Raw genomic sequence first — 12687 nt, 5'->3', positions numbered from 1 at the left:
TAAGTTATTATTCTAAACAAAGTAAAATTTTAACCTTTTTACAAATTATTTTAGAATAAATTGATTTTTAACATTTTAAGGCAAAAATATTTTAAAGAATTTATTTTTAAATAATGACGATTTCATAAAATTAAAATGAGTAAGTCAATACACCTGCAAAATTTATTGGATCGGTTTGGTTAATAAAACGTGTTCTATATGCGTTATAACCTATTTCATTAAACATATTATTTATTAGTACTCTAAAGTTAAAATTTTGATTGAATTTGTAAGCTACTTGAGCGTTAACTTGAGTGTATGCATCTACATTAAATGGTTCTTGATTTGGCACAATACCTTCATGCGTTACAGCACCAGCACTCCAATCGTTAATTGGTCTTTCTCCTGTATAATATACTCCTGCTCCAACAGATAATCCTTCTAATTGTTGTTTAAAGCTGTAGTTAGCATAAGCATTAAATGTGTGCTTTGGTGTGTTTAACGGTGAAGAACCGTAAACGAAAGACGTATGTTCTTTGTACTGCGCATCTATATATGAGTAACCTGTAATCACTTCTAAATTTTCAAAAATACGTCCACTTAATTCAACCTCAACACCTTGTCTTTGATCGTTTCCTCCTTTTTGATAGTAACCAGTTGCAACCCAGTTTTCATCATACACAGGAAGGTTGATATCTCTGTTATTGATTTTGAAATACGTCAAGTTAAAACGCAATCTATTATTTAACCAATTGGTTTTTACTCCTGTTTCAAATTGATCAAATCTTTCGTTACCTAATTCATTTCCATTAACATCTAAACGAGTTGCTGTTCTTGGATAAGAGCTATTAGTGTAAGAAGCAAATAAGTTAACATTATTAAATGGTGATACTATAATTCCTCCTAATGGATTAAATGCATCACTTTGTGTTGTTTCGGTATCAGTTATTGTTTGAGTTTTACTGTAACGTACACCTAAAAAGGTTTTAAACCATTTGTTAAATGTAATAACGTCTTGAGCGACAAAACCGATTGCTTTAGATTTTGCTCCTCCTATATTTACTGCAGAAAAATTTAAATTATCTGGTAAAGTGTGTGTGTTTGTTGTAAAAACATCTATAGTATCTATTGCTGAAACACGTTGAGATGTTGTGCTAAAATTAGAGGTACGATAATCAAACCCTACTTGAAAACTGTGCTTTATTTTACCTGTTTCAATTTCATCACCTATTAAATCAAACTGTAACACACTATTGTCATCAGTTCTATTAGACACAGAATAACCTCTTACTCTTTGATTATAAATAGAGTTTCCGTTAATGTCTTCAACTACACTTCCTAGGCTAGCTCCTTTATCATCTAAATCTAAATTAGATTTATAAAAAGCTCCTTTTAGGCTTAATTTATCGGTTAATTTTCTATCAAAACGTATGGCATAAGTGGCATTTGTGGTTAACGACTTATCGTTTTCATATCCTAAAAATTGACTATCAGGAAGATCGTAAATAGCATTTACATTATTTTCTGCAAGATTGACTGTTCCTACATCTGGCGTACGACTATCTTCAAAATAATCCATTTCAAAAGTAAATGTAGTTTTCTCATCTGCTTTCCATTCAAAAGATGGATTGATATAAAAACGGTCACTAGACACATTATCCCTAAAGCTATCTGCTCTTTCTAAAGCTCCGTTAATTCTAAAGGCTGTATTTTGAGATTTAGTTAATGGACCATACACATCAAAAGTAGTACGTGCTTGACCAAAACTACCTGCACGTAATGACGCGTTACCACCAAAAGTATACTTAGGTGTTTTTGTAACTAAATTGATAACTCCACCAGGACTACCTAAGTCTGTAGCTACACCTTGCGTAATAGATGCAGCTCCTTTTAATACTTGTATATTATCTACACCTTGCATATCTGTTAATATTCCTACACCTCTAAAATCTGAATGTACTCTAACTCCATTTTTTAAAATAGGAATTCCTCTAAACCCACGTGAAGACATGCTTTCTCTCTTATTACCATAAGTGGCAAAAGTATATACACCTGGTACATTTATAGTTGCTTCAGAAATGGTTAAATTACCTTGTTGCATTATTAGCTTATCAGAAATAATAGAAATACTCTGTATTTGCTCATAAGGAGCTAATGGTAATCTAGTTAATGCTTCAATTTTATCCGGATGTTTAAAACGACTTCCAAAAACTTCAACTTCTTCTAGGTCTGTATCTCCTTTTAGTTGAAAATTAACTGTTAAAGTTTGATTTGCTTCTAAGTTTACTGTCTTTGTTTGTGATAAAAAACCAACATAAGACACTTTGATATTGTACGTTCCCTTTGGTAAATTTTCTAATGAATAATAACCTTCTTGATTTGCAGATGTTCCTTTAGATGTACCTTCTATAATAACATTTGCAAAAGGAATTATCTCATTAGTTTGACCAATAACTTGACCTTCAATTTTTGATTGTGCAATAGCAAATTGCGTAAACAAAATTAATAATAGAGTAATATTTTTTAACATAATTTATTTAGATTGATTTTAAATAATGCCGCAAATATATGTCTGAAAACAAACAAAACAAACTTTATTTAGACTAAATATAAATAATATTTATAATGATTTGAAAGTCAACAACCTAATTTATGTAAAAGTTTAAGATATAAATTATGTAACTTAGTCCTAAATAATAATAAAATGAAAAAGGTAAGTTCAGTTGATGAGTATATTGAGAATCATCCAAACTTTTCTAATCAGTTAATTGCTTTAAGACAGCTTTTAATTTCAACAGAATTAGAAGAACAAATAAAATGGAATGCACCAACCTACTCTATAAATGGGAAGAATGTAGTTGGATTAGGTGCTTTTAAAAATCATTACTGTTTATGGTTTTTTAATGGTGTGTTTTTAAAGGATGAAGCTAATGTCTTAGTTAATGCGCAAGAAGGAAAAACTAAAGCATTGAGACAAATGCGGTTTGAAGTGGATGATACAGTAAACTCTAATTTAGTTTTATCTTATGTAAAAGAGGCTATACAAAATCAAAAATTAGGTAAAGAGATTAAAGCTACAAGAACTAAAAAAGCAGATATTACGATTCCTACAGAATTAGAATTTGCTTTTAAAGAAGATAATAATCTTAAAGATGCTTTTGAAAAACTAAGTCCTTCTAAACAAAAGGAATATTGTAATTATATAAGTGAAGCTAAACGAGAATCAACAAAAAAAAATCGGTTAGAAAAAATAACGCCTATGATTATGGAGTTAAAGGGCTTACATGATAAATATAAAAATTGTTAATTTACATCGTGCTTTAGTTATGTGGTATCTAATAATCTTTTGAAATGATATATAATAAAAAAAGGCAACCAACTTGGTTGCCTTTTTTTAAATATGTCGTAATAATTACTTTTTTTCTACTGATGGATTGTTTAATGTTTTACTCATTTCCATAGAAATTGCAGAACGATCAAACTTTAATTTACCAGACATAGTTTCTATAATACAGCTGTTATCTTTTTCATTAAGATCTACAACTTTACCATGTAAACCACTTTTTGTAATTACTTTATCACCGCGTTTTAATTCTGCAGCAAACTTTTTTTCTTGTTTAGCACGTTTCATTTGTGGTGCTATCATAAAAAAGTATACTACAGCAAACATTAAAATTATTGGTAAAAAACTTCCTATTTCTCCCATAATTATTGTGCCATAGGTAAGTTAGCTTTTTGAGCAGCATTTGGATCTGGCTTCACAAAAGCAGAGATTTTTACAGTTTCTCTTCCTGTTTTAGTGTTTGCAGTAACTGTTACTACTTTAGTTACTTTGTTTGTTCCTTTACCGTTAAATTTAACTGTAAACTTTCCTGATTCGCCTGGTGCTAATGGCTCTCTTGACCAATCTTTAGGAATAGTACATCCACAAGAACTTTTTACATCTGTAATTACTAATGGTGCTTCTCCCACGTTTTTGTAAGTAAACACAGTTTCTACAGGTGTACCAGAAGCTATTTCGCCAAAGTCATGCTCTGTTTTATCAAATTCCATTACAGGAAAAACGTTTGCTTTTGCATCTCTTTCTGCTGCAGCTGCAACATTTTCTGCATCAATTTTTTTTGTTGCATCTTCCTTACATGATGTAAATCCTACTAAGCAAATTGCACTTAATAAAACTAGTACTTTTTTCATAATATTAATATTTAATAGTTATTTATTGCCAAATTGGCTAAAAGGTTAAAAATTTAGATTGGTAAAAGTAAGAATATTTTTTTACTACATCAATCCTCTACCTACTTTATTTAGTTTTCCTTCGTTTTGGTATTCTTTTAATAGTTTATCTAAAATACCATTTATAAATATGCTACTTTTTGGTGTAGAATATTCTTTAGATATTTCTAAGTACTCATTAATTGTTACTTTGGTTGGTATTGAAGAAAAGTGCAATAACTCGCATATTGCCATTTTTAGTAATACCATATCTAGTGATGCAATACGATCTCTGTCCCAATTACTTGTTTTTCCAGAAATTTCTTCTCCTAACTTACTTTGATTTAGTAATGTCTTTTTAAATAGTTTTATAGCGTACTCTTTATCTTCTATATCTTTGTATAGCTTTGGTGTTAAAGTTACAGGATCACTAGTTTCTTTAAGTTTTCTTAATAATTTAAGGATAAATGTATTTACTGTTGGTAAATCGTCTAACCATGTTAGATTTTTATCTTCTAGATAATCGTAAAGTTTATCGTTTGGTGCTATAATTTCTTTAAAGATATCTATTACAAAGTTTTTATCTTCTTTAAAAGTAGAGGTCTTTGTTGACATGTAATCTTTGTACAGATCACTGTTTTTAATTTCTTTGTAAAGTAAATCTACGTACTCGTTATCTAATTGCCAATTTGTTATTTTTCTGTCTTCTAATTGAACTTTTAGTCTTTCGTTATTAACGATTAATTGTAGTAATTGGTTGTTAATAAACTTTTTATTTGGATTTTTATCTTCTTCTGTGGCTAGATGTTTTTTTTGTGCGGTTTCTAGATGAGTTGTCGCTTTTTTATTGATTTCTACTAATAAAGACATTAATAGTAAATACAGGTTATACATATTGTCTATACTGTACAATAAAAACTTTTGATCTTTTGTAAAATCATCACTTTCTGTACCATCAAATGCAAATAGGGTTTGCATTACTTTTACACGAATATGTCTTCTTGTTAACATCATTACAAAGAACTTTTTGGGTTGCGCACTATTTAGTTTAAAATGCTTTTCTTGTTAAATTAAAAAAGGCGAAAGAAATAGTTTCTTTCGCCTTGCAAAAATAATATAATTTATAGGATAACCTATTGTTGATTTTCTTTTTTTCTTGCTTCTATTCTACTTTGTGCAATATTTAAAGCAGCTTGATGTGAAGTGATATTATTAACATCTGCATTGTTTAAAATCTCAATAGTTGTATTGTATATGTTTTCTGTTTTGCGCATAATTTCTGTTTTGTCATAATTTTCTAATTCTGCGTAAACATTAATTATTCCTCCAGCGTTAATTAAAAAGTCTGGTGCGTAAACAATACCTTTTTCTTGTAGTAGACGACCGTGTTTAATCTCGTCTGCTAATTGGTTGTTTGCTGCTCCTGCTACAACTTTTGCTTTTAATGTTTGGATAGTAGCATCGTTAATTGTTGCTCCTAATGCACATGGTGCGTAAATATCTACTTCTTCTGCATAAATATTTTCACCTTTATAAATTGTTGCACCGTACTTTTTACTAATAGCTTCAAGACGCTCTTGGTTAATATCGTCTATAATTACTTTTGCTCCTTCTTGTACTAAGTGTTCTACTAAAGTTTCGCCAACATGACCAATACCTTGTACTATTACTTTTTTACCTTCTAATACATCCGTGCCAAATTTAAATTTAGCTGCAGCTTTCATCCCCATAAACACACCGTATGCGGTAATTGGTGATGGGTTACCTGCGCCTCCTTTTTCTTCAGAAATACCTGTTACGTATGGTGTTACTTCTCTTACTAAATCCATATCTGATGTTTCCATACCAACATCTTCTGCTGTAATATATTTTCCGCTTAGGCTATGTACAAACTCTCCAAAACGTTTCATTAATTCTGGTGTTTTTTGCGTTTTTGCATCACCAATAATTACTGCTTTTCCTCCACCTAAGTTTAATCCTGTAATTGCAGATTTAAAAGTCATACCGCGTGATAAACGTAGTACGTCATTAAGTGCTTCCCACTCGTTAGCATACTGCCACATTCTGGTTCCTCCTAATGCAGGTCCTAATACTGTATTATGTATCCCGATTATTGCTTTTAATCCCGTATCTTTGTCGTTGCAAAAAACAACTTGTTCGTGATTGTCAAAAGATAATTGCCCAAAAACAGGATCTGCTTTTTGTAATTGATTTGTATTGATTAATTCTGAAATCATTTTTTATTGATATTAATTTTAAACCTAGTCAAAATATAAATTTTATAAAATGACGGTGCAAAATTAGACTATAATTAATATATGAACAATTTTTTTAGTGTTAAAATACGAATTTGATAATATCATTTATTTCAATTATTAATTTCTTAATGAAAGAACTACAACATCTTAATAAATATTTTTACAAGTACAGAAGCCGTATTATTATTGGTATTTTTATAACTATAGCTTCTAAAGTCTTTTCGGTTTTTGTCCCAAAATACATTGGATCTATAATCGATGTGGTTAACCAACAGCTTCAAAATGAAAATATAAATGAAGCTCTATTTAAAAGTACACTTCTTAAATACATTTTAATTATTGTTGGTGCTGCTGCATTTTCGGGTATTATGACCTTTTTAATGCGTCAAACTTTAATTAACGTTTCTAGATTTATAGAAGCCGATTTAAAAAATGAAGTCTACCAACAGTATCAAAGACTATCGCTTAATTTTTATAAGAAAAATAGAACTGGAGATTTAATGAATCGTATTAGCGAAGATGTTGGTAAAGTACGTATGTATGTTGGTCCTGCCTTAATGTACAGTATTAACACCTTAACGCTTTTTGTGGTTGTTATTATTTTTATGTACCGACAATCGCCAACGTTAACAATGTACACCTTAATACCATTACCAATTTTATCGGTTATTATCTATAAAATTAGTTCCGAAATACATAAAAGAAGTACCGTTGTACAACAGTTTTTATCAAAACTATCAACGTTTTCTCAAGAAACATTTAGCGGAATTTCAGTAATTAAAGCCTACGGAATAGAGCCACAAACCTATAATAATTTTGAAGATTTAGCCGAAACTAGTAAACAAAAACAACTAAGTTTGGTACGCATTCAAGCATTTTTCTTCCCGATGATGATTTTATTAATCGGGTTAAGTAACATTGTAGTGATTTACTTTGGCGGTAAACAATATATGGCTGGAGAGATTACTTTAGGAACCATTTCTGAATTTATTATGTACGTAAACATGCTAACTTGGCCAGTTGCTACTGTTGGTTGGGTTACCTCTATTGTACAAGAAGCAGAAGCGTCACAAAAAAGAATAAACGAGTTTTTAAAGACCGAACCTGAAATTAAAAACAACAATCCAAAACCTTCTACTATAAAAGGTGATATCGAGTTTAAAAACGTGTCCTTTACCTATGATGATACTAATATACAAGCCTTAAAAAACGTAAGTTTTAAAGTGAATTCTGGCGAAACACTAGCTATAATTGGTAAAACAGGATCTGGTAAATCTACCGTTTTAGATCTGGTTGGAAGGTTGTATGATGTAGAAAAAGGAGAAATTAGTATAGACCAAAACCCAATAGAGCAACTTAACTTAAACAGTTTAAGAAACGCAATTGGTTACGTGCCACAAGACGCCTTTTTATTTAGTGACACTATTAATAACAACATAAAATTTGGTAAAGAAAATGCAACAGACCAAGAAGTTATTGAAGCTGCAAAACAAGCACAAGTCCATAAAAATATTATCAAGTTTAATAAACAATATGATACTGTTTTAGGTGAACGTGGTATTACATTATCTGGCGGACAAAAACAACGTGTGTCTATTGCCAGAGCATTAATAAAACAGCCACAAATAATGTTATTTGATGATTGTTTATCTGCTGTAGATACAGAAACAGAAGAAAAAATATTAAATAATCTTAAAAAAATAACCGAAGGAAAAACATCTATAATTGTAAGTCACCGTATATCTGCAGCCAAAAATGCACATAAAATTATAGTATTAGACAACGGTAAAATTGTACAATCTGGCACACACGATCAGCTTATAAACACAGATGGTTACTACAAAGAGCTATACTTAAAGACAACCAAATAAAAAGATTTGCATGAAATTGTTGTGACATTCAACTTTTTTTTTGATTTTTGATTTAGAAATTTTTAACAAACACAACTCATATTATGAATAACGAAATGATGGAGAAAGAGGAAATTTTTTCTAAAGTACTTAGAGCAGGAAGACGTACTTATTTTTTTGATGTAAGAGCTACTAAAGCAGACGATTATTATTTAACCATTACAGAAAGTAAAAAGTTTACTAACGACGATGGATCATTTCATTACAAAAAACATAAAATCTACTTATACAAAGAAGATTTTAGCGAATTTAACACCATCTTAAAAGAAATGACCGATTATATCGTGAATGAAAAAGGTGAAGAAGTAATTAGCGAGCGTCATCAAAAAGACTTTAAAAAAGAATACAATACAGAACAAGTTACTTCTGAAAGTGCAGAAAGCAGATTTACAGATGTAGACTTTGACGATATATAAGATAACTTAACTACTCTAACTTAAAAGGCGCTTTTTTTATTTTAAAAAGCGCTTTTTTTATGCCTTATTTTTTTAAAATTCTTCGCTTAAGTTCTAAATCACAGTTGCACATCTTATCAAAACTACTTTTAAGTATTTTTAACTTACACTAGTCCCATTTGGTACTTTTTGTTCTGGATTAAGTAAAAACACATCTTTTTCTTTTACTGCACCAACAACTAAACACTCGCTCATAAAATTAGCAATCTGTTTTTTAGGAAAATTTACAACAGCTACAATCTGTTTATTAAGTAAATCTTCTTTATTATAAATAGTGGTTATTTGAGCAGATGTTTTTTTAACACCTAAACCTCCAAAATCAATTTTTAACTGAAATGCAGGGTTACGTGCTTCAGGAAAATCTTTAACCTCTATGATGGTTCCTATTCTTAGATCTACTTTTGTGAAATCTTCAAATTGAATAGTATTACTCATAAATATTTATTTCAATGTTTATCTTTGTAAGATAATTGTTTACTCATGAAAAAATTAATTTTTCTACCTCTACTTTTTTTCACAGTGCTTCAACTTTCAGCTCAAAATAAATATGAGCAAGAGTCTAAAATTTCGTTTACAAACGTACCTAAAAAAGCCAGGTTATTTGTATCAAAAATCATTCAATCTAAAAAAGTAAAATGGTATAAAGAGCAAAGCAATAACGGGATTAGCTTTGAAGCAAAATCTAAATTTAAAGGTAAAAAATACAGTATCGAATTTGATACTAACGGAACAATTGAAGATATTGAAATTGAAAAAAAATGGAATGATCTACCAAAAACCATTCAACAAAACATTATAAACTCTTTACAAAACACTTTTATAAAGCATAAGATTAGAAAGATACAAATTCAGTTTTCTGCTGAAGAAAAAGACCTAATCAACTATTTTAAGGATGATGTTAAAAATAATATTACGGTTAAATATGAAATAGTTGTAAAAGGAAAATCTGATTCTGGAAAACATCTTTTTGAGCTTTTATTTAACCACACAGGACAATTAGAAGCTACGTCTAAAATTGTGTTTAGAAACACTGATAATATCGAGTTTTAATGAAAAAACGTTATGCTTTTTTAGTTATATGTCTACTTGCTATTTCGGTTAGTTTTGCTCAAAACAGATACCAAGTTGGTACATTACCTACATTAAACATTAGTAAACCTTTAAGCAATAATTGGCAGTTAAATTTTAAATCAGAATTTAGGCAATTATTTAAAGAAGGCATTACCAACAGTACCAAAAATTCTGGATACGATTACGTACATACAGACGCAGCTTTTGTAGTCTCTAAAAAAGTAGGATTAAACAATAAATTGGCTGGTGGATTTTTACTTAGATTTACCAATAAAGAGATTATTAAACGTAGTATACAACAATTTACTATTATAAATACTCTAAGCAATTACCGTTTGGGACATAGATTTGCATCCGATCAAACTTTTGAAAGTGATCAAGATATGCAATTAAGACTTAGATATCGTTTAACTTTTGATTTGCCTTTAAACGGTCAAACTGTAGATGCGCAAGAATGGTATTTTAAAATAAGTAATGAATACTTAAATATTTTTGAAAGTAAGGATTACGATTTAGAATTAAGATTATCGCCTATCTTTGGCTATGTTTTTACAGATAATAATAAACTAGAGCTTGGTTTAGAATATCGCTTTAACGATTTTGTTAATAATAATACCAGAAACAGATATTGGTTAACTATTGGTTGGTATGTAAGCTTATAAACGTTATTCTGTACATTACAAATGTATTAGTAGTCAAAGGATCTTTAATTAAGATTATTATAATATTGATTTTTCAGCCATGCATCACTTCAACTATGCTTAGTGAACAATCTGAATAAGGACAATACATGTTTTTTAGATTCCTCTTTTCGCAGAAATTTTATTTACAAATAATCCAAAGGACTTTTAATTTTATGCTTAGAAAGATTAGTTACATTGGTATAAACCTGCGTAGTTTTAATGCTATAATGTCCTAATAATTCTTGAATAAACCTAATATCTGCGCCACTTTCTAAAAGATGTGTAGCGTAGCTGTGTCTTAAACCATGTATACCAATACGTTTGTTAATTCTGGCTTTTTTCATTGCGGTTTTAAAAATACTTTGCACGCTTCTGGTCGAATATTTTCCGCCGTATTGACCGTTAAATAAATAATATTCTGGTTTGTATTTTTGGTAGTAATCACGCATTTCTTCCAAAATACTTTCGGGTAAATTTACTACGCGGTCTTTTTTTCCTTTTGCTCCTTCTACTCTAACCATCATATTTTCGCTATCAATATCGGTTATTTTAAGATTAGTCACTTCGCTTAGGCGTAAACCCATGCCATAAACCAGTTTTAAAATAAGCAGATGTTTTTCATTTTTAACCTGTTTAAATAGGCGTTTTATTTCGTTTTTAGATAAATGTTTAGGTAATGTAATTGGCTTTTTGGGTCTAGGTATATCAAAAAACATTTTTGGTTTATGTAATACTTGCTCGTAATAAAATTTAATAGCATTAATCTTTCCATTAAGTTTTCGTTCTTTCATTTTATCATGCTCTAAACAAAATAAAAAGTAGGATTTTAGTTTTTCTGGAGTAAGCATATTTACATCATAATTTTTTATCAATTTAAGTAAATGTGCAAACTCATAAAGATAGGTTTTTATGGTGTTTGGGCTATATGCTTTAAGTTTAAGTAACTGATGAAAATTTATAAAAGCTTCTTGATTATTTGGATGAATTTTTTGCAGATAACCAACAGATTTGTCTTTATTTGGTAGCTGTAACGCTTCTCTAACCGAAGTACCATCTATCATGTACCAGCATTTTTGAGTCTTACTCCATTTTGCAGAAGGAAAACGTTTTTTGAGTTGATTTATGAGCGTTGAGGAGTATGGAAACTTAATCCAAATAACATCTTTGTCATTGTGTTTACCAAATTGAAACGAATAATTACTTAAAACCAAAACCTGCGTAATTTGTATATCTATTTACCAAAAATAAAAAATAATTTTAATTAGATATACCAATTGCGCAATTAATTTAAAATCTCTTAACACACTGTAAACAATGAGCTTTTAAATATTTATGCTTATAGATTGAATATTTATTTTATATTTAGTATTATTGCGTATATATAAGTGTTGTAAGCAAGCTAAAAAACCGAACTCTGAATGAAATTTAAACTGATTTTTGCACTACTTCTTTTAATTACAATAAACGGATTTGGACAAAATCTGAATATGGTAATTGAAGTAAACGAAAGATTAGTTGTTGGAGAAATCGCTGGTGCATATCTGAATTTCGAAAATGCGGACGGAACGAAAAGCAGAAATCTTGTCGGATATCATCCTGGAGAATTAAGACTTCAAAAAGAAGATTGGGAAAAAATAAAAGCTGAATCGACTAAAAAAATAACTCTGACTTTTGACTACTATGCTCTTAAGGGAAAGTATTACAACAGCGTGAATTTCGGAATTGAAATGCAAAAACATCATTTTGACAAAAGCTATCTGATTTTAAGAGTTTATGATTTTAGGGAACGGAAATTTAGAAAACGATATGGATGTTTGACTGACGAAAAATACATAGCTGAATTGAATTTCCCTCAAGGTGGAATTTTAATAAGATGTCGATGAAAAAAAGCCAGCTTACAACAATGTATAACCGCAATTACGGCGGATTCGACTACGTCCGAATCCACTCGGAATTGCTAAAGCCAGTGCTAAACCGAAAATTAACGCATATTAACCCGTAACTGACGGTTATACTAGACCGTTGTAGCCAATTAGAGATACGAGATACTTATGAACATAAAAGATAATATATTGACATATACAGGCATTTTATGTTTGTTATTTTTTTTTCAATCTTG

General features: G+C 29.8%; 13 protein-coding genes. 6 read left to right on the top strand and 7 right to left on the bottom strand.

Annotated features, from left to right (window positions below):
* Positions 1-130 precede the first annotated feature (130 nt).
* Positions 131-2509: a TonB-dependent siderophore receptor gene (locus ACEQT4_RS12485; protein WP_370228110.1), complete on the bottom strand. Its 2379-nt coding sequence runs from the start codon at positions 2507-2509 to the stop codon at positions 131-133.
* 174 nt (positions 2510-2683) lie between these two features.
* On the opposite strand from ACEQT4_RS12485, the gene ACEQT4_RS12480 reads away from it, so the two are divergent.
* Complete coding sequence (locus ACEQT4_RS12480; RefSeq protein ID WP_370228108.1) at positions 2684-3286, top strand: YdeI family protein; 603 nt, start codon at positions 2684-2686, stop codon at positions 3284-3286.
* Between the two features lie 105 nt (positions 3287-3391).
* Here ACEQT4_RS12480 and yajC read toward each other — a convergent pair whose 3' ends face one another.
* The 4 genes from yajC to ACEQT4_RS12460 all read right to left on the bottom strand — a co-directional run bounded on the left by yajC (position 3392) and on the right by ACEQT4_RS12460 (position 6428).
* Entirely contained in the window at positions 3392-3685 is a 294-nt protein-coding gene (yajC, locus tag ACEQT4_RS12475) for a preprotein translocase subunit YajC (RefSeq protein ID WP_027878577.1), read from the bottom strand.
* 2 nt (positions 3686-3687) lie between these two features.
* On the bottom strand, positions 3688-4173 hold the full coding sequence (locus ACEQT4_RS12470; protein WP_027878576.1) for a DUF1573 domain-containing protein: 486 nt from the start codon (positions 4171-4173) through the stop codon (positions 3688-3690).
* Positions 4174-4257: 84 nt separating this feature from the next.
* Positions 4258-5202, bottom strand: a complete 945-nt coding sequence (gene nusB, locus ACEQT4_RS12465; protein ID WP_370228268.1) for a transcription antitermination factor NusB — start codon at positions 5200-5202, stop codon at positions 4258-4260.
* A 122-nt stretch (positions 5203-5324) separates the two neighbouring features.
* Entirely contained in the window at positions 5325-6428 is a 1104-nt protein-coding gene (locus ACEQT4_RS12460; protein ID WP_370228105.1) for a Glu/Leu/Phe/Val dehydrogenase, read from the bottom strand.
* A gap of 149 nt (positions 6429-6577) precedes the next feature.
* Here ACEQT4_RS12460 and ACEQT4_RS12455 point away from each other — a divergent pair, with 149 nt between their 5' ends.
* A complete protein-coding gene (locus tag ACEQT4_RS12455) occupies positions 6578-8320 on the top strand; it encodes an ABC transporter ATP-binding protein (RefSeq protein WP_370228103.1) in 1743 nt (580 codons plus the stop codon).
* A gap of 83 nt (positions 8321-8403) precedes the next feature.
* Positions 8404-8775 carry a PUR family DNA/RNA-binding protein gene (locus ACEQT4_RS12450; protein WP_036226860.1) on the top strand — a complete coding sequence of 124 codons (372 nt, stop codon included), beginning with the start codon at positions 8404-8406 and terminating at the stop codon, positions 8773-8775.
* A 138-nt stretch (positions 8776-8913) separates the two neighbouring features.
* Here the strand turns inward: ACEQT4_RS12450 and ACEQT4_RS12445 are convergent, their stop codons facing one another.
* A complete protein-coding gene (locus ACEQT4_RS12445; protein WP_336129338.1) occupies positions 8914-9249 on the bottom strand; it encodes a tRNA-binding protein in 336 nt (111 codons plus the stop codon).
* A gap of 45 nt (positions 9250-9294) precedes the next feature.
* On the opposite strand from ACEQT4_RS12445, the gene ACEQT4_RS12440 reads away from it, so the two are divergent.
* Together ACEQT4_RS12440 and ACEQT4_RS12435 are read left to right on the top strand one after the other, a co-directional pair.
* Entirely contained in the window at positions 9295-9864 is a 570-nt protein-coding gene (locus tag ACEQT4_RS12440; RefSeq protein ID WP_370228101.1) for a hypothetical protein, read from the top strand.
* A complete protein-coding gene (locus ACEQT4_RS12435; RefSeq protein ID WP_370228099.1) occupies positions 9864-10547 on the top strand; it encodes a DUF2490 domain-containing protein in 684 nt (227 codons plus the stop codon). The genes ACEQT4_RS12440 and ACEQT4_RS12435 overlap by 1 nt, the downstream gene beginning before the upstream one ends.
* Before the next feature lie 164 nt (positions 10548-10711).
* On the opposite strand, the gene ACEQT4_RS12430 is transcribed toward ACEQT4_RS12435, so the two are convergent.
* The gene (locus ACEQT4_RS12430) at positions 10712-11779 is read right to left on the bottom strand and encodes a tyrosine-type recombinase/integrase (RefSeq protein WP_370228097.1); all 1068 of its coding nucleotides are present in this window, start codon (positions 11777-11779) and stop codon (positions 10712-10714) included.
* A 207-nt stretch (positions 11780-11986) separates the two neighbouring features.
* On the opposite strand from ACEQT4_RS12430, the gene ACEQT4_RS12425 reads away from it, so the two are divergent.
* Positions 11987-12451 carry a hypothetical protein gene (locus ACEQT4_RS12425; RefSeq protein ID WP_370228095.1) on the top strand — a complete coding sequence of 155 codons (465 nt, stop codon included), beginning with the start codon at positions 11987-11989 and terminating at the stop codon, positions 12449-12451.
* The last annotated feature ends 236 nt before the right edge of the window (positions 12452-12687 follow it).

The organism is Mesoflavibacter sp. (genome assembly GCF_964226795.1).
Taxonomy (GTDB): domain Bacteria; phylum Bacteroidota; class Bacteroidia; order Flavobacteriales; family Flavobacteriaceae; genus Mesoflavibacter; species Mesoflavibacter zeaxanthinifaciens.
This window is presented reverse-complemented; position numbering and strand designations above follow the sequence as displayed.